We start from the raw sequence: 22,814 nt of genomic DNA, 5'->3' as shown, positions 1-22,814 counted from the left end.
TGGCCGGCCCCCAAAATTGCACTCAATGCCCCAAAAAAAGAAGGCCCTGTTGCCCTCTTCGGGCAACAGGGCCTTGCTATGTGACAAATAAAGGGGACACCCATTAGCGGGTCCTACGTCAAGATCCAAAGCCGACCCGCCCTGCTTTTTAACGGCAGGGTGTTTCCTTCGTTAAACCTGATCGGTTGAACCGATCGAACCCGTTTTCTCATCATTGGCTGCGACCGAGTCGTGCCTGACACCCATATGGATCAAGCGGTAACGGTATTGCATGCATCGCCCTGGCAGTGAACTGCCCCAGAGAAACGTTGGTGCCGCCAATGTGTCCAAAACGTGTCACAGAACTGTGGCTCGTGCACCATGCACGTCCAGTCCCAGCGGGCTCACTTGGCAGACGACCCGGTTCCAACACACTCAGGCGGTGACAGCCGGTCGCTACTCAGATTTCGTGGTTCGCGCCCAGTCCCTTTTTGGTTGGCCGACCATCACCTAACTCGCCCTTCAGGCGAAACAGCGTTTGGCATCGAAAGGCTGTTTCTCCTTCAAGATGTGGTAACTCGCTCGTGCCAGTTTGTGCGCCAGTGCGGCGGTAGCGACCACGCCATTGGTTTTGGCTTTCTTTCTCTCGAAAAATCGTTTGGCGTCCTCACTGAATCGCCGTGCAAAATTGGCGGCTTCAATGAATGCCCAGATCAGGTAGGCGTTGCCGTTTTTAGCGTTGCCTTCTCCTTTCTTTTTACCATTGGAGTAGCGTGCGCTTTTTACGCATCGAGCATAGGAAGCGAAGTTGCCTACATCCGCAAAACGGTTGATGTCGCCAGTTTCCAACATGATCACTGTTGCCAGTATTTCACCAATCCCCGGCATGGTTTTCAGCAAGGAAAACTCCGGCCGTAATTTGACCTGATGAAGCAACCGACCTTCCAGTCCAGCGATTTGGGATTCCAGTGCTTGGACAACGGCAACATTGGCCTTCATCGCCAAAGCCACATCCGTTGGCAGACCGAGGCTGTCAACGGATGTGGCTGACAGGCTTTTGATTTCATTACAGCTCAGGCTATGGCCCAGCTGGCGCGCTGCGATGTTTTCTACGGCCAGGATGTGTTGGGTTCTCGTACGTACCAATTGAATCCGTTTTCGAGCCAGATCGCGTAACGCTCGTTCTTCAGGTGGATGAATGTAGCCAGTGGGCAGGATCCCCAGTCGCAGCAGATGCGCCAGGAACGCGGCATCATCCTTGTCGTCAGAATGCTTTAAACCGTCGTAGCGTTTCATCGCTACGGGGTTGGCCAGTTTTACCTCAAAGCCAGCAGCCTTGAGGCCGTCGACCAACCAGTACCAGTTGTAGGTGGACTCGATCACGATACCAATCAGTTCGTCACGGTGCGGCTCCAGTAGCAAGAGAATTACCGTCAGCTCGTTGGGGCAGCGCCGACTAACCAGGATCCGGTCCGTTTCGTCGGTAACCACTACAACACTGTTGTTCGAATGCAGGTCTATGCCACAGAATTTCATCACGGCCTCCTCAGCAAAAGCCTAAGTTCGCACCTTGAATTTTGCGCCACCTCCTGGAGGTGGGGAGGCCGGCCAGATGATTCTCAGATTTGAATGGCACTTACTTAACCTTCTTCGGGTGCCCATTCCTCCGTACCTCAGCCCTTGCCGATCGACGTGTTTGCATCAGCATGGGGTAAGGCTTGGGTCTTCGTTTTAAAGCGCGGGGCTCTATCCTGCCAGGCCGGTTTCCGACACGTTTGCAGGCAATCAACTCGAGTAGATCCAACAACTCATCGCCGTATTCGCCAGCCCCGTACTGCCTCAACGCAAGGCACAGCTGAAGACTATGTTTGAAGCTCAGTTCTCGCGGTAAACAATCCGCTAACAGAGCGGATTGGGCCATGATCATCCGAATCAGATTGTGCGCCAGCAGATAAATCCATAACTCTTTGACGGCCATGCCAGGTGTCTTGCAGCTCAGCGTTTCAAGTCCCAACGTTGTCTTGAGATTGCGTAGATCCAGCTCAACATGCCATAGGCCCTTATACAGCGATTTGAGAGCTGCTTTCGGTACTTTCTGCGGGCAGCTCAAGGTCGTCACCAGGATTTTTCCGCCGGTTTTCAGTTCACGTACTGTCAGTGTCTCTGGCGCATCGTCGTAATAGGTCCGACTCATCCAGGAAGGCCGCTGCCTGGGCTTTTTCAATTCAACCAAATGATCTTCCGGCCCCAACGATTTCCCCAGTTGAAAAATCAGTACTACGTCGTCGTGCGCCATATTGCTCGAACACCCCATCGACCCCACGACGTTGCAGTTCACACAACAAAAAATACGTCGCGTAGTAGGCATCGCCCAACACAATGTCACCTCGATTCAAGGTGTCGAGCATTGTTCTGAGCAGCGTCTGCTCATCGCCGCCTTTGCCTCGAAAGCGCCCCAACGAGGCGTCTAGAACTGCTCCGCTGGCGAGGCATATGATTCCCACCAAACGGCAGATGGGAAAGCCCAATCCGGCTGTTTGTCCACGCGATTGTGGATACGCCTCTTGGTTGGCCAGCGTATCCGGCAGGGTGACCGTGGTGCCATCCACAAGACGCACAGGTCGTCCCATCCAGCGCCATGACGGCGGTGCCTTGTTGCTCATTGATGTGCCGGTGGAGCGCAACAAAGTCGAAACCATCTCTACTGGCAACCGCGCTCGGGCTTTGCAATAAGCCCCGGTATGAACGCTGCTGGGCTTTAAACCATCGCAGGAACGCTTGATCGACAAGTCATTCACCGCATTCTGGCAAGAGCGATCAGCATTCATCGCCTGGGCCAAAAACATCGACAGCGTTTCGGCTGGTGGGAACAGCCGCTGACGATGTTTGGGTATCGTTGACTCAACGCGTTGCAGAAGCTCTGGATCGCTGAGCAGCTTGAAGAAGGCGTGAGCATTACTGTTGGTGGCGTGTTGACGAATGCGCTGCTGTTGATGCCTGACGATTTGACGTCTACGATTCACTCGGGCTGGTCCTTGCTCTGTGGGTGTGTGTTCGCAACTATCACCGTAGACCAAGGCCAGCCTTTTTTCATTTTTTTGCAGTCACATCAGCCAGTTAGCTGCTAAGTAAGTACCACTCACCATGAGCCCCTATTGATGCTAGAAACCCGATTGTGAAACGCTTATGAGTTATTCCACTTGGCACCTCTTTTCCTGACGTCAACCAGTAGACGACTGGGGCCTCTACCAGTCGTCACTAGAAGCGCCAGAACTATTGCCTCCCGCCTTCTAACTGATCAAACAATCTCAAAAGCTTGCCATCGCTGGACACGGCGTTCACGAAGTACACAAAAGGACGATCTGCATTGAAACGTTCCTGTTTAGGTATTGAAGAAGACTTTGCTCTAGCAGTGGTGGCAGGACCGCCCTCAAACTTAACCACCGCAGTATTTTTTTCTCTATTAATCTCAACATCTAATACTGATATCTTCCGCCCTGCTGCTTTGATTTGTTTTTCGAAATCCTTCTTGATTTGTTTTTCATCAACCTCTGGAGTTACCTTGCTGAACGTCACTTCAGTGATCATATTTATCTCCCAGCCTCATTTTTGAATAACGCCTTGATAGCTTTACCGCCTACTCGTCACTTGCCAACTGTAAGAAATAACAGTTTTTTAGAACCGATTGAAACAACGGCTATAACGTAAATCGCAAACTTTGGGAAAACGAATGCAAGACATACGTTGCGGCCACTGCTGCCGCAAACTCGCCGCCGCCAGCGGCTTCATTGAATTACAGATCAAGTGCCCGCGTTGCCGGACACTGAATCACTTGAAGGCCCAGAGCCTCCCCCAAGCGTGCCGCGAGCATCCAGAACAACGAGTTCATGGATGCAGCAACCCACCCTTGGCAGCCTGTTCGCAGGTATAGGAGGCTTTGATGTCGGATTTGAAAACGCCGGTTACCGCAGTGCCTGGCAAGTTGAGCTCAACCCCATCAACCGGGCTGTGCTTGCCGATCGATTTCCCCATGCACGCCAATTTGAAGACGTGCGCCAATGCGGCGCCCACAACCTGCCCCCCGTCGACGTCCTCACCGCTGGCTCCCCCTGCCAGGACATCAGCGTCGCCGGACAACGGGAGAGCAACCGAGACAACCGCGGACTACGCGGCGAACGCAGCGGCTTGTTTTGGGAAGTCATACGAATCCTCAAGGAAACACAACCTCGCTGGGTGGTCCTTGAGAACGTCGTTAACCTGCTCGCTGTCAACGATAGCCAAGACTTTGAAACAGTCATCCGGGCCCTTGCGGACTGCGGGTATGTGGGATTTTGGCGAGGAAAAAACGGGGACACCCATTAGCCGGTCTCGAGTCAAGGCTAAAAGCCTACTTTCCCTGCAGTTCTGACTGCTGGGTTATCCCTCTAACGCAACCTGACTGGTTGAACCCGTCGAACCCGTTTCCTCATCACTGGCTACGACCGAGTCGTGCCTGACACCCATGTGGATCAAGCGGTAGCGATACGTCTTGCACCACCCTGGCAGTGACCTGCCCCAGAGAAACGTTGGTGCCGCCAATGTGTCCAAAACGTGTCACAGAACTGTGGCTCGTGCAAAGCACGTCCCGTCCCGACGGGCTCACTTGGCAGACGACCCGGTTACAACACACTCAGGCGGTGACAGCCGGTCGCCACTCAGATTTTGTGGTTCGCGCCCAGTCCCTTTTTGGTTGGCCAGCCGTCACCTTAACTCGCCCTTCAGGCGAAACAGCGTTTGGCATCGAAAGGCTGTTTCTCCTTCAGGATGTGGTAACTCGCCCGTGCCAGTTTGTGCGCCAACGCTTTAGTGGCGACCACGGCGTTGGTCTTGGCTTTCTTTTTTTCGAAAAAACGTTTGGCGTCATCACTGAAACGTCGAGCAAAATTGGCCGCTTCGATAAAGGCCCAGATCAAGTAAGCGTTGCCGTTCTTGGTGTTGCCTTCGCCTTTTTTCTTGCCGTTGGAGTAATGCGCACTCTTTACGCATCGGGCATAAGAGGCGAAGTTGCCAACGCCGGCAAAGCGCTCGATATCTCCCGTTTCCAGCATGATGACCGTGGCCAGAACTTCGCCAATCCCGGGCATCGTTTTCAACAAGGAAAACTCTGGGTGCAGACTGGCTTCCAGCAGCAATCGGTCCTCGAGGACATCAATCTGAGACTGCACCGCCTGGATGATGGCGACATTGGCTTTCATCGCCAGCGCCACCTCCGTCGACAGGCCCAGCCTGTCCACGGAGGTGGCGGACAGCCCTTTGACGTCATTGCAACTCAACCGGCGGCCAAACTGACGCGCCATGATGTTTTCGACGGCCAGAATGTGCTGAGTCCGACTGCGTACCAGTTGAATACGCTTACGTGCTAAATCTCGCAGCGCCCGTTCTTGCGGCGGGTGGATATAGCCCCTCGGCAAAATCCCGAGCCGCAGCAAATGCGCCAGGAAAGCCGCATCATCCTTGTCGTCGGAATGCTTTAAACCGTCGTAGCGTTTCATCGCCACGGGGTTGGCCAGTTTAACTTCGAAGCCCGCCGCCTTGAGACCATCGACCAACCAGTACCAGTTGTACGTCGACTCAACCATGACACCGACCAGTTCGGCACGATGCGGCTCGAGTAGCGAGAGGATTGGCGTCAATTCATTGGGGCAACGTCGACTGGCCAGTATCCGGTCCGTTTCGTCGGTAACCACCACAACGCTGTTGTTCGAATGCAGGTCTATGCCACAGAATTTCATCACTACAGGCCTCCTCCGCAAAAGACTAAGTTCGCACCTTGAATTTTGCGCCACCTCCGAAAGGTGGGGAGGCCGGCCAGATGATTCTCAGATTTATTTAATCCCTAACGAAAGCCGGGTAAGAAGCACGACGTCAGAAACGTGGTCGCCGCAGGTGCATCACGCCCCCTAGCGCCCTCCCACTCCCTCCCCCGTCTCTCACTCCTCTTATTCAGATACCCATGTCCCATTCAGCCGCACCAACTACCGCCCAACCGCTCTCCCGCCACGTCTCCATCACCCCGATGATGGATTGGACTGACTTTCCAGCACCACCCAGCAAATAAAGGCTTAAATGCCACTGAAAATTCAATGCGTACCATTTTTGTACCACCAATACAGAAAGCTGCGCGAGCCGGACGGTGCCCTCACCAAATTCCGCCGGCAAACTTTGTCGACAGTGCCGTGCTCTCCAATCCTAAAACTCATTCACAATAGAAAACCCTTCCACCCAGACGAAAAAAAGCACTGTGTCTGTTTCTGTTTTTTTAAGACCCCGAACGAATCGAAACAGACACCAGCGCTTCGACGAGACTCTCCCTTCTCCGCAATAAACCTGAACATCGGCCAGCTGCATCAGAACAGCCCTCCCAAAGCTGATGGCGCCCAGTTCATGATCACCCCTTCGCCACTCACCCCTGCCCGACCCGCGATGACGATTGCAATCAGCCAGAAGCAAACTTTCGTAATGACGGCAGCGGGTGCGCAAAATGCCATCATTCAAACTCCCATGCTAGTGCGGTTACCATCCGCTCTCTGCAAATGACACGGAAAAGTCATTCTGCCCCAGCCTCAGGCCGGGACGCCTAAAGACGAACAAGGACGCTCATGGCTCGCAACACGGATATACCGCAAGTTAAAAACCCGCCCTCGGGTGATGGTCATCACGTCACCTATCGAAATATGACGGCCACCGAACTGGCAGAGCGTGACGCCAGACAAAAATCCTACGACGACATGCTAGGCCGACAGCAGGCGTATGAGGATCAGCGCGCGACCTCCACCAAGAAAGACGCACAATCAACAGCTGGCTGTGTATTCGCCAAGAGTTGCAACCTGCCTGACGGAGAAATCAATCACAAGAACCCAACCGGGTTTGTGCCTGTGGAGAAACTGGCCGACTACGGGTTGTGGGCAGTGCTTGCCACTGGGGCTGCGATTACAGCCGAAGGCAGCCCACTGCAACTGGTGGGCGGGTCTGCTACTGGCAGTGCAATTGCTGAACGTCTTGGTGGATCGCTGTCACTGGGGTTGCTGAAAAGATCAGGCTTAGCTGCTGGCTTTGCTGTGGGCACCATTGCACTACTAATTCCGAACACCAGCATTTCACCAGATAGCGCCTTCTACACGAACGATCAGTACGCAACACTCGATGCAGGCCGTACACGTGTCCGTGTCAACGTGAAGACCTTGCCGGATGGCTCCGTTAACGCTTACGGCTTCTACACAGGTGGCAAAAAGGATTGGGAAAATGTCCCCGTCATCAAGGGCGAGAAAGTCGGCGAGAAATTTGTTGCTGACATCGGCAATGGAATTGGGCTCACTTGGACCCCAGCGGCAAGTCCTGACGGTGTGCTGGGTATTCCTGCCCTAGAGGGCGCCCCACAGTTGCCACCTGTCTGGGTGTATCCGCCGACAGCACAATCTGACACGGTGCTGGCGAATCCTGCGCATCCTCCAGAGTTCCAAGATGCAATTATCTGGTTCCCTGACTCGGGCATTGAGCCAATCTACATTGTGCTCAGCACGCAGCTGGAGAAAAATAAGGCTGCTGGCGCTGCTTTTGAGGACAAGGCTTACGGTGACTTTTCAGAGGAGATGGAGGAGTCAGGGCAACAGGTAACAATCAAAACAGGTAGCGGCACCAGAACCCGTCTCGACATGATCGGTAGAGATGCAAACGGTGATATCGCGTGCGTCGAATGCAAAGCCTCTGACACAGCGCCATTAACACGAAACCAGAAAATTGCGTTTCCAGAAATTGAAGAGAGTGGCGGGACCATTGTCGGCAAGGGTAAGCCCGGCTTCCCCGGAGGCACAGTTCTCCCGCCTACCCGTGTAGACATCCTGCGACCGAAGTAAAACCAACACACTTAAGGAGCTGCCATGTCAGTAACAGACGCCAAAATCATTGATATGTGGGGAATCCCAAAATGGGACAACAGCAAGATAGTTCTCGGTATCTCTGACCACCTCGGGTGGGCTGACAAAGCCGAACAAGGCGAGCACCTCCTGGTGCTTCAAGAGAAACTGAATGCGTACATCGCTTTTATCGAAAGCGGTGAAATCTACACGGAGATTCCGGATGCTCTAGGCAAGTCTCCCATCATCCGCATCCAGGGCAAGTATGAGCTTTCAGAGCAAGGCGAACTCCTTGTTGATCGCGCTACTGAGGTGCTAAAGGAAGTGGGCATCGGGCTGGAGTTCGTACTTAAAGCGGACGAAGCCACTCGCAACATGTGATCAGTAATATGGCCAGTACAGAGCCCCGCTTTCTGGATGCTGCAGAGCATGGGGGGGGCCGATCCCTGTCATCGTGCAGGGTTCGCAGCTAGAAGAACGGTCGTCGTCATGACCTGGGTATAGTTAGGGATTCGAACCCCTTCAGGTGTCTCTGTGGACCGCTGTAGGCCATCAAACACGGCGTTTTCATCCTTGGCGCGTGGCGTGCTGCGGTCTATTGCGGCCCCGATTCTGCCCTAATTTTGCCCTAAACCTTTTCCAACTAAGCAGAGCTATGCAGGCCGGGACTGAAAAATATCGGTCTCTCTCACTCAGTCGGAAATGGCCCACACGGCTCAATGCTGCGGCTATCGGTGAGGCTATCAATCTCACCGCTTGGCCCGATGTAGATGTCTGTATCAGGCCATTTCGGTTTGACGCGGACACAGTGCGACTTGCCAGCGTTGTTCCAGTCGAACTCCATGAAAAACTTCTTGCTCGGGAAAATGTGACCAGCGCCACCAGTTGCTTCACCGGGGTAAATCTCGCCTTTGGATATGTCGTGCTGGACATTGAGGATGTAGCCAAGCCGCCCTTGGCCATCCTTCGAGAAATGAAAACTCACTTGTGGCGTGGCGAAGTACCAGAAGGCAATGGGACCGACTGCCAGCACGATCAGACCACGCCAGACATACCTAGATCTGGGCTTACTTACAAACGTGGTCACGGATGCCATCCCCCCAGCTTGCAGGCTTCACTGCTAACACTTCGTCCATGACCATCTTCGCGGTAATACCTCCGTTTGGGTGCAGCTTATACAGCTTCACACCGATGCAGATCGATGTCCTATCAGCGACATCATCCCACGCACGCATCCCTTCAATATCTGCTGAGCGGTGCGGACCCGGTCTTTCTTTCCACTTCTGAACTTTGCGGATTGAGTCTGAAGCAATCTGCTCGACCCCTGCACCATCCAGCAAGATGCCTTCGGAAAGACCGCCTGCCATCCCCACATACCCGTAGTGGACGTTCGACCAAATGTCGTAGAAGTAATCAAACTTACCCTGTTTCTGCCATGCTCCGCCGAACTGTTCGCCTATCTTGGGCTTGTGATCCCATGGCCTGTTCTGGCCAACACGCTCTGTCCACAATGCCAGTGCTGCACCTTTGTTCCCAAGCGCCATGGCTTCAAAGTTGGGGGGCGATAGACGAGCGTACCAAGGTAGCTTTTGAAACTTGCCGTATTCGGCAGCGGCATCGAAGCTGTTGAGCTTCTTCATCTTCACGACTGACGGGTGCTTGATGTTGCGGTTCATTTCACCTGCGATGTAAGCCGCTAGCTCTGCCATCCGGTCAGGATGTGGGCAGGCAACTGCAGTCGGTGTTTTAGCCTCAGCTTCTTTCGGATCAGCCTTTTTCGGTACAGCCTTCTTCGGCGCATTGGGGTCTACCAACGCATTCGCAGCAGTGGCTTTTTCTGTGAGCTTTGGATCAGCCAACAGGGTGGCCATCTTTTCATCATCCACAGTCCCGTTCGGACGTATTGCCCCGAGCTTGGCGAAGTTGATGATTGCAGCCCCGGCGCCACCACCAAAGACGAACCCACCACCAACATCGCCTGACCCGGTGATGATGGTTCCGCCGTGACTAGTTGGGCTTCCCAAGTGAGCCATGGGACGGCCATTCACCAGAATGGATGGGAACCCTGTCGTAATCACCGCACCACAACCACAGGTGTCACCAACGCGGGCAGCCCCCATGAAGTTGATGTTGGTATCAGCGCTGGCAGAAGCAATAGGGGTGGTGCCGTGCCCTGGCAATGGGCAGGTGTGTTTATCGCCCAGTCGGGCAGAAGAGATCATGCGTCGTCCTTGATTCGTCCTTGGGAATTCCGGCCTGAGGCCGGGCAAAATGACGTTAGCGGGATATGCGGATGCTTATACTCCGTACTCCCTGCGCTCCGTGTCACTGCTGGGAGCGAAGGATACCCGCTCTGGCATGAGGGCTTGAATGGTAGCCATGAGCCACACACGGTCATTCGATTGCCGAGGCGTCAGCAAAGCGCCCCTTCTCGCTGCGTCCTACCGACCGTACACCACCCCAAACCCTACAGCTCGTCACCCCACACTCGCCCGACCGTCACGCCCATACTACTGTATATCCAAACAGTCGCCAGTAAAGGCACCTACCGTGAATCCTCTCGACATCGAAGACACCAGCGACTGGCTTGGATGCCCGACCGAACTGGAAACTATCTCCCACTACAACCGCATGCTGGAAACGAAGTCCAGGAGCTGACCCTGCAACTGCGCAAAGCCCGCGAGGACATCTTCGGCCTGGTGCAGATGCACGCGGATGTGTCCAAAGAGCGCGACCACCTCAGGGCAGAGCTGAGTCGCACACAAGCCAATCTGTCAGATACCAAGCGAGACAAAACCTCAATCGAAATCAAGTGCAATTGGCAGCTGGCGGCGAAAGACAGAGTGATCAGCGAGCTCTACGCCCGTATTGTCGAACTCACAGGAATCGCCCCATATACCCGCCTCCCGGGCAACTAAACTTGCTGGTTCTACTGGAGGGCTCGCCAATGTGTGGACGACTTTCACAATACCGAGGCATCCATGACTTCGTTGCAGCGCTGAGCATGCCCAATGCTCTGGTCAACACCGTCGGCGATCAGCCGCTCGAGCGTTACAACGTCGCGCCATCGACTCAGGTCGCCCTGCTCCACCTCGAAGGCGACGCCCTGCACGCTGATCGGGTGCGTTGGGGATGGCGGCCGCACTGGGCGAAGGATCGTGCTCCACCGATCAATGCCCGGGTCGAGAAAGTCGCGCACGGCGCATTCTTCCGGGCGATCTGGCCACACCGTGCCATCACGCCCATCGACAACTGGTTTGAATGGGTCGATGAAGGCGGACCGAAGAAGCAGCCCTACTTGATCAGGCGCCAGGACGGCTCACCGATCTTGTGTGCCGCCATCGGCCAATTTCCCGACAGCGACGAAGGGCCTGGCGAGCACGACGGCTTCGTGATCATCACCGCCGATAGCGTTGGCGGCATGGTGGATATTCACGACCGCCGGCCGGTAGTGCTTGAACCGGAGCTAGCTCAGGAGTGGCTGGACCCGGCAACGCCCAAAGAGCGTGCCGAACAGATGGTGTTGTTGCAGGGTGAGCCGACAAAAGTATTCGAGTGGTTCAAGGTGGACCGGGCTGTAGGCAATGTTAGGAACCAAGGGCCTGTAGTGATCGAAGCAATCAAGGATTTGACGCAGTAAACAACAAAAGCCCAGTCGGACTGGACCAAAATCCCTATACCCGTTCAACGCGTAGCAACAAAGCAACTTGTAATAGGTATCTGTCGCAGGTGCTGCCGCTGCTATGCTTGAATTTTCTCGAAGGGAATCGTAACTATGCCAAGCCCTCGATTCTGACATCCGGCAAAGAGATGGCCCCTTATACGGTGTCATCTTCAACGATTTATTTGCACAAGCGGTGGCCCATGGACAAGCTAGTGATTGCGGTCGAGACTCTTGTTCATCCCGATAATCCCGTTCGTAAAGCCTGAGCATCTATACTGAGTACTCCACTACCACCCTAGGGGTGACAGGACGACGATCATCCGATGGATACATTCGAAAATCTTAAATCGAAGCCCCATCTCAATGGCCCAAAGCGACAGCACTTTGTTCCAAAGTTCTATTTAGAGGGTTTTACCTCGGCCGGATGGCTTGGAGTCTTTGATCGGGCCAGTGGTGAGATCAGAAAGCAACGACCGAAGAATGTAGCGGTTGTCGGCCACCTGTACACCTTTGAGGACCATCAAGACCGCAAGCGGTTTGACCTTGAGGTATTTTTCGGTCACATCGAAAATGCTGCGGCCCCTATCCTGAAGTCGCTCGTGCAGGGCAAGCACTTAAGCTCCGCAGACCGCGAAACCTTCGCGATCTTTCTGGGCCTTACAGCTGTTCGGACACCGGCGGCAATTGCGGAGGCGAGCAGCGTTTACGCGGGATTTGTGAAAGCACGATCTCGCCTAACGCTGACAGACGAGTCTCAGGTCCTTGAACTCCTCAAGAAAATTAAGGGGGATGAGGCAAATGATTCTTTGCTGCAGAAGCAAGCCCAAGATGTCACGAAAATGGCTCGCGAGGAGTCCTATGATGTCGAGGTAGACCAAGGATATGCACGCGGTCGTTCGCTGAAAGTCTGGCACATTGTGGCCGAAGAACTATTAAAACGAGACTGGATGATTCTGCACGCGTCCGGCGATGGCCACAGCTTCCTGACTTCAGACTCACCTGTCGTGCTGATGTCGACTTCGACTGCAACTCGAAATCTACCAATCGGTTATGGCTCACCTCATGCACAGATTCTGGTCCCGCTAACCTCGAAGTACGCTCTCGTCGCAAGTGGATCATTGGGAAGAACAGGTCGCGCAGACATCAAGAACGATGATCTACGTCGATTCAACATGACAGTCGCTCTGAATTGTCACAGGCAAGTCATGGGAAGTGATATAGCCCTCGTTGAAAGCATCACAACTGAACTCGGCCTAGCAGGCACCGAGTGGCAGCCTACGTCCCGCGTCGAGAGCGGGACTCATGCGAAGACCGACGGCATCGTCTCCGTTAGAACATATGAGCGCATGGGGACTTAGTCGTTGATTGACGCCTTTCAGAATCACACCGGTGCGGTACCAACCATTAGTAACGACTTACTGTGCGAAATGAAATTTTCAAATAATTTAGAAGTTAAGTTTTTGAAAACTATCACGAACTCCAAACTAGTAACACCAAGAATTAACCAAGGGATTTAGAGAGAAATGGAGCAGATCAATAAGATGTCAAAGGATTTTCTTTTGGAGGCCCTAACTCGGTGGAGTTATTTTCCAACTCAAAAAAAAGAAAATGAATACACCCCTGCGCTACACTCCAAAAAATTCACACCCGAAGTATCTTTAGAACTTACTTACATTGACTTTCCAAAAGACAGAAAACAGAAATACGATCAAGTTGAATTCAGCCTAACAAGACACAACTCTACAACGCGCCTACTGTCAATACCTCACCCCCTACCCTACTCCAAACTTTGCAATACTGTCGCTAACAGCTTAGAACAAATCAATCTAAAAATGGACATATACAACAATGTAAACAGCCTCATTAAGCCTCATAAAAATGAAAGCGGTAAACTAGTAGTAATGGATTACGAAGATCCTCTTGAAAAATCCGAAAGACTTTTAGATCATAGCTTCGGAAAAAAATTTAGAGTCCAAACGGACATCTCCAACTGCTTCCCCAGCATATACACGCATGCCATCCCTTGGGCGCTAGTAGGCTTCGAGCATGCAAAAGAGTTTCGCGGCAATGCGGAATGGTACAATCAGATAGATGAAGGCTTTCGCAATATAAGACGAGGCGAGACTCAAGGCATTGGAATTGGACCTGCCATTTCAAATTTTGCCGCCGAAATTATATTAACTCGTATAGATGAGAGTCTATCTAAAAAATTTGACTACACACGCTACATTGATGACTACACCTGCTACTGCGAAACGCATGAAAAAGCATTAGAGTTCCTAAACACATTAGAGAGCCAGCTTAAAAAATTTAAACTAACAATCAATACGCGAAAAACCACAATAAAAGAGCTACCAGCCACAATACATAACGAGTGGCTGATCGAACTACAGTCAAGAAGCCCAATCGGCTACCTAAACAAACATGACGACGAAATACTAAGTTTCAAGCACAGCGCTCTGGAAGCAATAAAACATATCGAACTGGCAGTCCATCTAAACTCAAAAGAACCGGATGGCAGCATCATAAAATACGCAGTAAAAATGATACTTGGAAGGCTAGACAACACCGCAAACGAACCCGTCATACATTACCTTCTCAACCTATCATTCATTTACCCTCATCTTCTCCCTCTGCTTGAAGAGTTACTTGAACAGCCTAATGTCGACCCCAAAAAATACGAACTCCACCTAAACAAAATCGCCGCAACAAACGCTAAACTTGGGCGCTCAGATGGAATGTGCTGGCCACTCTACTACTTACACAAACACAATTTAACACTAGACCCAAACGTTATTGCGGCAATAATACAAGCCGAAGACTGCACTGCAATACTATTAATCGAGCATTTCGAGGATCATCATGGATGCAGTGCAGCGTTCCTGAGCACACTTCAACCAGGCTATGACCAAGACAAATACTGGCTACTAATCTATCAACTCCTACACTGGGACAGACTCGACAAAAAATTTATCACACCGGAATACCAAACAATGATGAAACATCAAGTTAGCTTTTCATATTTAGATAACAAAAATAGCGAGAGCGAGGACAAACTTGAAACAGAAAAAATTCGTAAAATTTTCGAATCCGTCCCACTTTTTGTTCCCGCACCCGCACTAGTTTCAGCACCACCAAATATAATTAAACCTTATTAGAAACCTCGAATGATTTTCCGCTTTTTTAGAACAATCCACCTAGTCCTGCTGGGTCCCAATTCATGATCACCAGTTCACCACTCACCTCGGCCTTCCCCTGCCTTTGGTTGGCGTTGCTGTAACGAATGTCCAGAGTCTCGAAGTGAAAGCCCTCGAACACCCGTCTGATGTCCGGGTGATCGTTGATGCTGACCATCACCTTACCTTTGCAGCGCCGCATGAAGTCGGCCATCCGCTCGTAGTTCTCGAACGGAAAGTCCACCCCATAACCGGCGGTCTGCCAGTAAGGCGGGTCCATGTAGTGGAAGGTGTGGGCACGGTCGTAGCGTTCGACGCATTCAAGCCAGGGCAGGTTTTCGACATAGGTACCCGACAAACGTTGCCAGGCGGCCGATAGATTTTCTTCGATCCGCAGCAGGTTGATGGCCGGGCCGGTGGTGGCGGTACCGAAGGTTTGCCCGGTGACCTTGCCAGCAAAGGCATGGTGCTGCAGGTAGAAGAACCGGGCGGCGCGCTGGATGTCGGTGAGGGTTTCGGGGCGGGTCATCTTCTGCCACTCGAATACCTGGCGTGAGCTAAGCGCCCATTTGAACTGGCGAACGAACTCTTCAAGATGGTTCTGCACGACGCGATACAGCGTCACCAGGTCGCCGTTGATGTCGTTGAGAACTTCCACGGAAGCGGCCTGGGGTCGCATGAAGTAGAGCGCTGCGCCGCCGGCAAAGACTTCGACGTAGCATTCGTGCGGTGGGAAAAGCGGAATGAGGCGGTCGGCCAGGCTGCGTTTGCCGCCCATCCAAGGGATGATGGGTGTGGACATTGAACGCAAGACCTTTGCTGTATGGATAAACAGGTGCTAGGCTCTCCGAGCTTTGTGCACGGAGCAGGAGCCTCGGCTGGGCTTGCAGGGAGGTTCTGCGAGTTTGGTGTCTGAAGTTGATGTTGACGCATTCACTTCAGACGCTCCTTTTATATTAAAAATTTGTAAAATTACGCGCCAAAATTAAGTCACGAGAAACTGAAACCTTATTCAGGGAATGGAAAATGAACAAAACCATAAAACTCTACTGGATACCAATACTCCTACTTGCAGCTTTCACACTAATAACTTTCTACACATACCACGCCAGTACAGACGAGATCCAAAAAAACATAGCACTAAGCCTAGCAACATCGCTTCTATCTACAACACTAGCTGCAATCATAATAAATTTCTATATATCCTACAAAGAAAACAAGAACCAAGAACAGCTCAACCGAATCGCACTCAACACATTAGTAATTCCTATAGCTCAATTCAGCAGCTTTATATTTAATATTATAAAAGCCACAGCACGCACCCCAGGAGAAGACTCAAAAACACCACACTGCAAACACATTAAATCACTGCAAGCAGCTCAAGTTCGCGCACTAGACGCATCAAGCACAGCTCCAATTTATCCAAATCGAACATGGGAAATTTATTTTTTAGAACAACTCTCACAACTCAACAACTCAATAGTCATCTTCCTGGAAAGGCACTCCACACTAATCGAACATCAAACACTAGACCTTTGCAACAAAATAATAACCCACAACTTTTTCATGCTAGCCAACAGCACTCAAACAATAAAAACACTATCCAGCGTTCCAGATAACTCAAGCACATTATATTTTCTTGCATCTGACGATAGTGACACCCCAATAATGATTGATTTTCTTAACATGGTCGGAGAACTAGCCGACACCATTTTTAGAGTCACGGGGTCGGCTAATTTCGAATTCACTCCATGCTGGAGAAATGACATAGCCCCTCACATTGGAAGCGCTTTACGTGAAAATCATGAGGAAGACGAGAGGGCTTTCGCCAGTCGTAAAACTAGCGAGTACTAGAAATTTCTCGCAAATAGCTTTGGCACGCAGTCAAGGCTATCAGTCCTTGGTCGCCGGCATCGGTGATGCCGATAATTCGTTCAGCATGCGCTGGGTCAAGTTGGGCTCTTGTGGCTCCATGAACCACGCCGCCGGTTGAGGTGGCGGCTGACACTGCACCACTGGCTGAATCGGTGGCGTCGAGTAGGACTGACAAGCGCAGATCAGCAGTGGCAAGGCGGTCGCGCAGGCGACCTTGATCACGTTGGGCATCGCTCAGGACTCGGTAATAGGTTTGTTCGCTGGCGGACAGCCGCTGCTCCAGGGCCAGACGTTTGGCCTGTTCAGCTTGTTGCTGGGTCGCCGCTGCCAGCGTCTGTTGATTGAGGCTTTCCGCCTGCAGGCGGGCTTGTTGCTCCAGCTGCCGGCCGTAGCGCCAGTCCTGAACCTGCCACGCTAACGCAGCAGATCCGCCGGCCAATACCATCAGCAGTGCGCCGCTGGCCAGTAACCGATACGGCGCTGGGATCAGGTCGACGATACGCATAGCACCGCCCTCGCCCGCCCCCACATCTCCAGCCGATCCGCCAGGCCGTTGAGCCCGCCGTTAATTTTTCGGGTGATCGCCTCGAACTCCCCCCGATCTGCCAGGGCATTCAGCTCACGTACCCACCAGAACCACGCGGCCGACTCGGCAGCCCATTGCGGCAGTTCCAATAACTCCGGAGTGCGCAGCAATCGTTCATCGCCAAACAGCGCCAGGCTGCAGCGCAGGTAGTTATTACGGCCGGTGATCTGGATCAGACCGCGACCGCGATAGCGCTGACCATCTCCGTCGGCCTCCGGGGTATTGCCCAGTTTTACCGCCAGATTGCCGGTATCGTATTTGCTCAAGTACTGATCACCGCCCAGTTCGCGGACGTACTGCAGCTGACCCGACTCATGACCGAGCTGGGCCAGGAACGCCGCCTGACGCGGAGGTGTATTAATCTGCCGGCGGAGCATCGCCGCGTTGAGGGCCGAAACAAAAACGCCCGCTTGGCGGCGGGCGTTCGGCATGATGCGTTGTAGTTGTTGTTCCGTGATGGACATAAAAACTCCGGACATAAAAAAACCGCATTCAAGCGGCGATGGGATGCGTTACAACTTCTGGACGCTCATAACCTTGAGCGGCTTCGTGTCTTTCTTTTTCTTGCCTTTGGATTTGCCTTGCTTGCCGGCATTGCACTCGACGGTGGTCGACCAGCCGGCCTGGGTGACCACCTGCTCGACCGAATCCGCCAGGTATTCGCCATCAAGGCCGACCTTGAACCCCTGGGCATTAATGGGCCGCTCGGTAAAGAGGTCCGTCCGGCCGGGCATCTCCAGGCGAACGTCAGCGGTCGAACGGTTGAACGCCGACAAACGCGCCTTAGCGGCCGCCTCGGCGGCGGTCTTGTTCGGGTAGATATGCCGATCGGTATGCACCGCCGGCAAGCCAGCCGGGGCGTCGTTGTTGTCAATGGTGACGACCGCCAGCTTGCCGTCCTTCTTGTTCTGGTGTTTGGTCGCCACGGCCTTGTGCGAGTTGCGATCGCCCAGGCTGAACTGCCAGCGACTGAGGTCGCTCTTCGTCAGGGTGATCGCGCCAAACGCCTTGCCGCTGGCGGTCTGGCCACCTTGACGCGGCATCACCAACAGCTTGCCGTCGGCGACCTTGGCCGTGCAGTCATATTGCTTGGCCAGGCGCGTGATGAAATTAAAATCGGACTCGCTGAGCTGATCCACCCGGGCGACCTTTGTCGTCACCGGGCACACCGGCTGCCAGCCATTACGCGCGGCGATGTCGGCCACGATCTTCGACAGGGGCACGTTTTCCCAGCTTCCGCTGCGGATGGTCTTGCCACTGCCGCGCATGTCGCTGGCCTTGCCCTTGATCACGATGGTGTCCGGCGGACCCGACACCTCGACCGTGTCCACGGTGTAACGCCCCAGACGCGCCAGAGACGTTTCGGCATAGCCCAAGTAAACCTCGATAGAGCTGCCACGCCGAGGCAACTGCACCTGGCCGTCACGGTCATCAATGCGTAACTCAAACTCGTCGGAGTCCATGCCCGGTTTGTCAGAGGTGCGCAGCAACAACAGCCGATCATTGATCAGCGCCGTGACATCAGCGCCATCGGCAACGATTCGAAAAGTGGGAGTCATGGATTTTGTCCAAAAAAAAGCCCGCACAAGGCGGGTCAAAAAACAAAGTGTCGTTACGCGTAACGCAACGGGCTGCCGGCGCTGGTGCCGTCCGAGGTCAATCCCACAAGCTAATCCCTTCCTCGGTTGGGCTAGGCAAATCCGGCAACACGATCACCACCCCAGCGCGGTAGGGTTGGGGCTCGTCCGCCAGCCCCTGATTGGCATCCAGCACTGCCTCGGTGCTGCCGTTCAGATGGCCATAAGCGTTGTGACAGATGACATCGAGCATGTCCCCATCAGACGTTCTGCATGTCGTCGCCATAGCGCACAAACTCCAAAGTGAACCCTTGTTTACGGGGAATCCCGCCGTGCAATAGCGCGCCCTGCTCCTCGTTGATGGTCTTCAGGCACCAGGTCCCAATCACCTCGCCATAGCCTGTGGTCAGGGTCAGAGGCTGAAGCCTGGCGCCAATGGTGCGCAACGTATCAAGCTGCTTGAGGCCACCCTTGAAGCCCGGGTAAATCGTCCCTTTGAGTGTTAGCTTTTCCTCACCCATTCCAACGGCTTGTTGCGCCGGACGGCGCGACAGCCGCTCCTGGGAAGCCCAGCGAAATTCGGTCGAGCGGCTCAGCTCGTCGAAAGCCGCCGTGTCCAGATTGAAATAGTAGGGCTGCAACTTGGGGTCACGAGGCTGGATGATCAGCAAGTGCGGGAACGGCTTCACTGCTTCCGGCGCCGGCGTTGCATCCACGGCAAAGGAGCTGGTGGGCACGATGTTGGCCAGCGACGGGCTGACCTTGCCGGCGATGTTGTTGATCGCCGTCGCCGCCTTGCCCGCCTGTTCTTTCAGCGTGCCCAACCGCTCCTGTACTTCAGTGGCCGCCCGGGTCGCACGGCCGTACACCGCCACCGCTTGGCCGACCTTGGCCTGAGCGGCATCTACGCCGCGCATCACCCGCTGAAGCTTGGCCCCGATAGCCGGCCCCACAAACGGGATATTTTCCAGCTCGGACGCCGCGCCGGTGATTTCGCTGATCGCACCGTTGACCGGCCCCAGCATGCCGTCCGCACTGCGCCGGCCAGCTTCCCCCGCTTCCACCAGGTACTTGAGGCCCGATTGCAACTGTTCCATATAAGCCATGAGGCCTCCTTACACGTGGGGTTCGTCGTACAGCTTGGCGGCGTTCTGTTTCGCGGCATCCGCCATCATCCGCTGCATGTGCGGCATCAGGTCCTGAGCCAAGCGTTGCGGGTCTTTGACATCCCCTTGCACCGTGACCGGCATGTTCAGCGAGTACTGAAACTGCTGATCCACTTTGGCCGGCACAGGCTTCTCCGGCTCCTTGGACTGGATCACCACGGCTGCCGGCTTGGCCGGTGCCTGAACGGCCAATGAACGCGCGACATCGCCCAGCACTGGCCCTTGCGGGGCCGGCGCTTGAGCCATCAACAACGCTCCTGGACTGTTCGCCCCATTGAAGGACTGGCCCATGGTGGCCAAGCCGGGAACCGCCGGACCAGGGCGCGGCGCCATCAATAACGGCGTGATCGGTGCCGCCGGCTTTTCTTCGGGCTTGTCATCTTTGCCACCAAACAGCGACTTGCTCAAGGAGCCGCCCAACGCCTCGCCGCCCTTACTGCCGAGATAGGCGCCAACCAATCCGCCGATGGCGGTACCAATAATTGGCACTACCGAGCCAATGGCCGCCCCTGCCGCCGCCCCGGCCATGGTGCCGGCCAGATTGCCGGCGGCCGCGCCATAACCCTCAGCCTTTTCGTCCTGGGTTTTGGCCGTCTGGTAAGTTTCGAATGCCATGGCACCGGCATCCATCAGCGAACCACCGGGGATCATCTTGGCGGCTTTGCCGATCTTGCCGACCGCTTGCACGACCCCTCCCAGCTTGGCCATCGCACCGGCTGGCACCGGCACCGATGGAATCGGCGGACGCGGCGCCGGAATAGGCGAGCGCGAAGAACCACCCGGCCGAGGCAACCCGGCCCGTCGCCGCGAAGCAGTTCGCCTTGCACCGCGACCACGCCGGCGTGTTTCTCCAGGCCCTTCAGCGGCGCCCCCCATGGCCCCCGCGTTGACGACAAACACCTTCTTGACACCGTCGCCCCCCGATCCTGCTTCACCGCCCCCTGAGGTCGCTTCCTGCGCCAGCGAAACCACCTTGAGCCCGGTCGCAACCACGTCGAGCTTGCCGGGCTTCTTGTCGCCCTCGCCCCCTGCTTCGGCATCGACAGACTTACCCTTGAAGGCCGCCACCGCCTTGAGCCCGGTTTCCACCAGCGACAACGCTTTGCCGGCCTTGCCCTTGGGCTCGGCATCCTTGCCCCCGCCGCCTTCCTCGGAGTTGGTCACGAAGACCTTTTGCACTGCGCCGGACTTGCCGCCCAGCGACCCGCGTGCCAGATTGAACAAGCCCTTGCCCATCTTGAACGAACTGTACAAGCCCGCGAGTGCGACCAACCCGCCGCCAACCGAGGCGAGCCCTGCCACCACCTTGGGCGAGCTGTCAGACAGCGCGGTAATGCCCTTGGTGACGTTAGTCAGCGTCACGGCCACGGTATCCGTGACCGGGCGCAGCGCGTCGCCTACGCTACGCATGGCGTCATCCATCGACTGAGCCATTTCGGCCCACTTCTGCGACGACGACTCACGTCGCTCGCTGAGGTTTTTATCGAGGATGCCCGTTGCCGCGCGTGAATCGTTTTTAAGCTGGGCGTACAGCGCCTTGTTCTGCATGAACGCTGTAAGCGCCGCCTTAACCTGCATGTCGGCGAACAGGTCGCCGGTGCGCAATGACTCCTCCAGAGAGGTCATCATGGCCTTGGCTTTCTCCGGGTCCGCCTCCTTGCTGATTTTCGACGTCGCTTCGGCCATCGCCGCAGCGCGTTTCGGATCGGTGGCCTGAATGTACTTCTGAGCCAACGCCATGCTGGTTTCAAGCGTGGACATGCCGTTTTGCAACCCGGTCTGCATCGACCCCTTGTAGTCGATGCCGGCCTTTTTGTAGGCCTGGACGGTGTCGGTCGAGCCGATTTTGCCCATCCAGTTTTTGAGGTTGTTGGCCGCCTCGTCCGAGCTGCCGGCCGTCTTCATTTGCACTTGCAGCATGGCGCCCAACTGGGTCACCGCATCCATGCCGGTGATCCCATTCTTGCCCATTTCCGCCAACAGCTCAGGGAACCACTTGGCCATGTCGGACGCTTCAAAGCTGCCCGCCTGCCCTTGGTAGGCAATCGCTTCCAGCGCCTGCTGCATCTGCTTGGCGTCGGTGATCTTGGCGTTTTGCCCCAAGGCATTGATCATATTCGCCGTATCGACACCGCTCGACCCTTGCCCCACGACAAACTTGGCCGCGACGGGCGCGTATTCCAGGGCCTTGCTCAACTCCATACCGGCGCCAACCAACTGGTTGACCACGTCGGCCACGTCGTTGCGCGCCATGCCGGTGTCGCGCGAGGTATCAATGATCTTGCGCGACATCTCCTGTTCTTGTGGCTTGTTGGCAATCCCGGCCTTGATCGCGATGTCACGAACAATGGCACCGAAGTCCGCACTGACCTTCGTCGGCACCGCCAGAGCCCCCACACCAACGACAGCGGCACCCACCGCTTTTGTCATGCCAGCCTTGCCGGCATCAAGCTGCTGATGCCCCTTGGCCTTAAACTCAGCCTTGTTGGCCGCCTGGCCCATGGACCGATAGGCCTTCTCCAGCCGGCCGACCTCGACGCCCTGTTTTTTCAAGCTGTCGAGGTTGGAGTTCAACCGACTGAGCAATTTGGACGCCCCGGCGGCACCGCTGTCGTGGGCCTTTTTCCATTCATCGCGCAGGCGAATGGTGTCGCCAATCGTGCGCTGCAGCACGCGTGCCTTGTTGCCTTCCGCTTCGAGGCGCTTGATGCGCCCCGTTACGTCTTTGAACGCAGCGCCGACCGTCGAACTGACGGCGCCACCGATCACCAGCCCGAGGGCAATTTTGTTCGCCATGTCATGGCTCCCCGTTGCACAGCATTACCGGTAGCGGCTCAATCCGTGAGCCACCACACCATCTCGGCAAATGGCATCGACAGTATCTCGGCGGCGGAAAATC

At 54.8% G+C, this 22,814-nt stretch carries 21 protein-coding genes and 1 pseudogene; 9 read left to right on the top strand and 13 right to left on the bottom strand.

Annotated features, from left to right (window positions below; translation table 11 throughout):
• Positions 1-501: 501 nt before the first annotated feature.
• The 3 genes and pseudogenes from BK658_RS25555 to BK658_RS25545 all read right to left on the bottom strand — a co-directional run bounded on the left by BK658_RS25555 (position 502) and on the right by BK658_RS25545 (position 3,567).
• The gene (locus BK658_RS25555) at positions 502-1,515 is read right to left on the bottom strand and encodes an IS110 family RNA-guided transposase (protein WP_123584721.1); all 1,014 of its coding nucleotides are present in this window, start codon (positions 1,513-1,515) and stop codon (positions 502-504) included.
• Between the two features lie 100 nt (positions 1,516-1,615).
• Positions 1,616-3,002, bottom strand: a pseudogene (locus BK658_RS25550) (IS4 family transposase).
• 250 nt (positions 3,003-3,252) lie between these two features.
• The gene (locus BK658_RS25545; protein ID WP_123584720.1) at positions 3,253-3,567 is read right to left on the bottom strand and encodes a hypothetical protein; all 315 of its coding nucleotides are present in this window, start codon (positions 3,565-3,567) and stop codon (positions 3,253-3,255) included.
• Positions 3,568-3,709: 142 nt separating this feature from the next.
• Between BK658_RS25545 and BK658_RS25540 the strand changes: the two genes are divergently transcribed.
• Complete coding sequence (locus BK658_RS25540; RefSeq protein WP_123584719.1) at positions 3,710-3,910, top strand: Com family DNA-binding transcriptional regulator; 201 nt, start codon at positions 3,710-3,712, stop codon at positions 3,908-3,910.
• On the top strand, positions 3,871-4,341 hold the full coding sequence (locus BK658_RS25535; protein WP_259740140.1) for a DNA cytosine methyltransferase: 471 nt from the start codon (positions 3,871-3,873) through the stop codon (positions 4,339-4,341). Before BK658_RS25540 ends, BK658_RS25535 begins: the two co-directional genes overlap by 40 nt.
• 395 nt (positions 4,342-4,736) lie before the next feature.
• On the opposite strand, the gene BK658_RS25530 is transcribed toward BK658_RS25535, so the two are convergent.
• The gene (locus tag BK658_RS25530; protein WP_123584718.1) at positions 4,737-5,750 is read right to left on the bottom strand and encodes an IS110 family RNA-guided transposase; all 1,014 of its coding nucleotides are present in this window, start codon (positions 5,748-5,750) and stop codon (positions 4,737-4,739) included.
• An 867-nt stretch (positions 5,751-6,617) separates the two neighbouring features.
• Here BK658_RS25530 and BK658_RS25520 point away from each other — a divergent pair.
• Both BK658_RS25520 and BK658_RS25515 read left to right on the top strand, forming a co-directional pair.
• On the top strand, positions 6,618-7,871 hold the full coding sequence (locus BK658_RS25520) for an S-type pyocin domain-containing protein (RefSeq protein WP_259740139.1): 1,254 nt from the start codon (positions 6,618-6,620) through the stop codon (positions 7,869-7,871).
• 24 nt (positions 7,872-7,895) lie between these two features.
• Positions 7,896-8,252 carry a DUF6572 domain-containing protein gene (locus BK658_RS25515; RefSeq protein WP_123584716.1) on the top strand — a complete coding sequence of 119 codons (357 nt, stop codon included), beginning with the start codon at positions 7,896-7,898 and terminating at the stop codon, positions 8,250-8,252.
• A 307-nt stretch (positions 8,253-8,559) separates the two neighbouring features.
• Here BK658_RS25515 and BK658_RS25510 read toward each other — a convergent pair whose 3' ends face one another.
• Together BK658_RS25510 and BK658_RS25505 are read right to left on the bottom strand one after the other, a co-directional pair.
• Entirely contained in the window at positions 8,560-8,958 is a 399-nt protein-coding gene (locus tag BK658_RS25510; RefSeq protein ID WP_259740138.1) for a hypothetical protein, read from the bottom strand.
• Positions 8,939-10,093, bottom strand: coding sequence for a polymorphic toxin type 44 domain-containing protein (locus BK658_RS25505; protein ID WP_123584715.1), 1,155 nt, complete (start codon positions 10,091-10,093; stop codon positions 8,939-8,941). Before BK658_RS25505 ends, BK658_RS25510 begins: the two co-directional genes overlap by 20 nt.
• A 369-nt stretch (positions 10,094-10,462) precedes the next feature.
• On the opposite strand from BK658_RS25505, the gene BK658_RS25500 reads away from it, so the two are divergent.
• From BK658_RS25500 to drt4, 4 genes are all read left to right on the top strand, one after another.
• Positions 10,463-10,789 (top strand): hypothetical protein, encoded by a 327-nt coding sequence (locus BK658_RS25500; RefSeq protein ID WP_259740137.1) that lies wholly within the window; start codon positions 10,463-10,465, stop codon positions 10,787-10,789.
• A gap of 29 nt (positions 10,790-10,818) precedes the next feature.
• Positions 10,819-11,511, top strand: a complete 693-nt coding sequence (locus BK658_RS25495; RefSeq protein WP_123584714.1) for an SOS response-associated peptidase family protein — start codon at positions 10,819-10,821, stop codon at positions 11,509-11,511.
• 347 nt (positions 11,512-11,858) lie between these two features.
• Entirely contained in the window at positions 11,859-12,893 is a 1,035-nt protein-coding gene (locus tag BK658_RS25490; RefSeq protein ID WP_123584713.1) for a DUF4238 domain-containing protein, read from the top strand.
• A gap of 165 nt (positions 12,894-13,058) precedes the next feature.
• Positions 13,059-14,693 carry an antiviral reverse transcriptase Drt4 gene (gene drt4 / locus BK658_RS25485; RefSeq protein ID WP_123584712.1) on the top strand — a complete coding sequence of 545 codons (1,635 nt, stop codon included), beginning with the start codon at positions 13,059-13,061 and terminating at the stop codon, positions 14,691-14,693.
• Between the two features lie 25 nt (positions 14,694-14,718).
• On the opposite strand, the gene BK658_RS25480 is transcribed toward drt4, so the two are convergent.
• Positions 14,719-15,513: a DNA adenine methylase gene (locus BK658_RS25480; protein ID WP_123584711.1), complete on the bottom strand. Its 795-nt coding sequence runs from the start codon at positions 15,511-15,513 to the stop codon at positions 14,719-14,721.
• A 224-nt stretch (positions 15,514-15,737) separates the two neighbouring features.
• On the opposite strand from BK658_RS25480, the gene BK658_RS25475 reads away from it, so the two are divergent.
• The gene (locus BK658_RS25475; protein ID WP_123584710.1) at positions 15,738-16,565 is read left to right on the top strand and encodes a hypothetical protein; all 828 of its coding nucleotides are present in this window, start codon (positions 15,738-15,740) and stop codon (positions 16,563-16,565) included.
• On the opposite strand, the gene BK658_RS25470 is transcribed toward BK658_RS25475, so the two are convergent.
• The 6 genes from BK658_RS25470 to BK658_RS25445 all read right to left on the bottom strand — a co-directional run bounded on the left by BK658_RS25470 (position 16,552) and on the right by BK658_RS25445 (position 22,711).
• Complete coding sequence (locus BK658_RS25470; RefSeq protein WP_123584709.1) at positions 16,552-17,091, bottom strand: lysis system spanin subunit; 540 nt, start codon at positions 17,089-17,091, stop codon at positions 16,552-16,554. The genes BK658_RS25475 and BK658_RS25470 overlap by 14 nt on opposite strands.
• Entirely contained in the window at positions 17,073-17,636 is a 564-nt protein-coding gene (locus BK658_RS25465; RefSeq protein ID WP_123584708.1) for a glycoside hydrolase family 19 protein, read from the bottom strand. The genes BK658_RS25470 and BK658_RS25465 overlap by 19 nt, the downstream gene beginning before the upstream one ends.
• A gap of 48 nt (positions 17,637-17,684) precedes the next feature.
• Positions 17,685-18,731: a phage late control D family protein gene (locus tag BK658_RS25460; RefSeq protein ID WP_123584707.1), complete on the bottom strand. Its 1,047-nt coding sequence runs from the start codon at positions 18,729-18,731 to the stop codon at positions 17,685-17,687.
• 97 nt (positions 18,732-18,828) lie between these two features.
• Positions 18,829-19,035 (bottom strand): tail protein X, encoded by a 207-nt coding sequence (locus tag BK658_RS25455; protein WP_123584706.1) that lies wholly within the window; start codon positions 19,033-19,035, stop codon positions 18,829-18,831.
• The gene (locus BK658_RS25450; RefSeq protein ID WP_123584705.1) at positions 19,010-19,855 is read right to left on the bottom strand and encodes a phage tail protein; all 846 of its coding nucleotides are present in this window, start codon (positions 19,853-19,855) and stop codon (positions 19,010-19,012) included. Before BK658_RS25450 ends, BK658_RS25455 begins: the two co-directional genes overlap by 26 nt.
• A gap of 9 nt (positions 19,856-19,864) precedes the next feature.
• On the bottom strand, positions 19,865-22,711 hold the full coding sequence (locus BK658_RS25445; protein WP_123584704.1) for a phage tail tape measure protein: 2,847 nt from the start codon (positions 22,709-22,711) through the stop codon (positions 19,865-19,867).
• Between the last annotated feature and the right edge of the window lie 103 nt (positions 22,712-22,814).

Source organism: Pseudomonas brassicacearum (assembly GCF_003732175.1).
Classification (GTDB): domain Bacteria; phylum Pseudomonadota; class Gammaproteobacteria; order Pseudomonadales; family Pseudomonadaceae; genus Aquipseudomonas; species Aquipseudomonas brassicacearum_G.
This window is presented reverse-complemented; position numbering and strand designations above follow the sequence as displayed.

Coding starts and splice junctions, on each gene's coding strand:
- BK658_RS25545 (WP_123584720.1), bottom strand. CDS start 3,567: ATGATCACTGAAGTGACGTTCAGCAAGGTAACTCCAGAGGTTGATGAA.
- BK658_RS25490 (WP_123584713.1), top strand. CDS start 11,859: ATGGATACATTCGAAAATCTTAAATCGAAGCCCCATCTCAATGGCCCA.
- BK658_RS25475 (WP_123584710.1), top strand. CDS start 15,738: ATGAACAAAACCATAAAACTCTACTGGATACCAATACTCCTACTTGCA.
- BK658_RS25540 (WP_123584719.1), top strand. CDS start 3,710: ATGCAAGACATACGTTGCGGCCACTGCTGCCGCAAACTCGCCGCCGCC.
- BK658_RS25530 (WP_123584718.1), bottom strand. CDS start 5,750: ATGAAATTCTGTGGCATAGACCTGCATTCGAACAACAGCGTTGTGGTG.
- BK658_RS25535 (WP_259740140.1), top strand. CDS start 3,871: ATGCAGCAACCCACCCTTGGCAGCCTGTTCGCAGGTATAGGAGGCTTT.
- BK658_RS25480 (WP_123584711.1), bottom strand. CDS start 15,513: ATGTCCACACCCATCATCCCTTGGATGGGCGGCAAACGCAGCCTGGCC.
- BK658_RS25465 (WP_123584708.1), bottom strand. CDS start 17,636: ATGTCCATCACGGAACAACAACTACAACGCATCATGCCGAACGCCCGC.
- BK658_RS25445 (WP_123584704.1), bottom strand. CDS start 22,711: ATGGCGAACAAAATTGCCCTCGGGCTGGTGATCGGTGGCGCCGTCAGT.
- BK658_RS25555 (WP_123584721.1), bottom strand. CDS start 1,515: ATGAAATTCTGTGGCATAGACCTGCATTCGAACAACAGTGTTGTAGTG.
- BK658_RS25515 (WP_123584716.1), top strand. CDS start 7,896: ATGTCAGTAACAGACGCCAAAATCATTGATATGTGGGGAATCCCAAAA.
- BK658_RS25495 (WP_123584714.1), top strand. CDS start 10,819: ATGTGTGGACGACTTTCACAATACCGAGGCATCCATGACTTCGTTGCA.
- BK658_RS25455 (WP_123584706.1), bottom strand. CDS start 19,035: ATGGCGACGACATGCAGAACGTCTGATGGGGACATGCTCGATGTCATC.
- BK658_RS25505 (WP_123584715.1), bottom strand. CDS start 10,093: ATGATCTCTTCTGCCCGACTGGGCGATAAACACACCTGCCCATTGCCA.
- BK658_RS25500 (WP_259740137.1), top strand. CDS start 10,463: ATGCCCGACCGAACTGGAAACTATCTCCCACTACAACCGCATGCTGGA.
- drt4 (WP_123584712.1), top strand. CDS start 13,059: ATGGAGCAGATCAATAAGATGTCAAAGGATTTTCTTTTGGAGGCCCTA.
- BK658_RS25520 (WP_259740139.1), top strand. CDS start 6,618: ATGGCTCGCAACACGGATATACCGCAAGTTAAAAACCCGCCCTCGGGT.
- BK658_RS25450 (WP_123584705.1), bottom strand. CDS start 19,855: ATGGCTTATATGGAACAGTTGCAATCGGGCCTCAAGTACCTGGTGGAA.
- BK658_RS25470 (WP_123584709.1), bottom strand. CDS start 17,091: ATGCGTATCGTCGACCTGATCCCAGCGCCGTATCGGTTACTGGCCAGC.
- BK658_RS25460 (WP_123584707.1), bottom strand. CDS start 18,731: ATGACTCCCACTTTTCGAATCGTTGCCGATGGCGCTGATGTCACGGCG.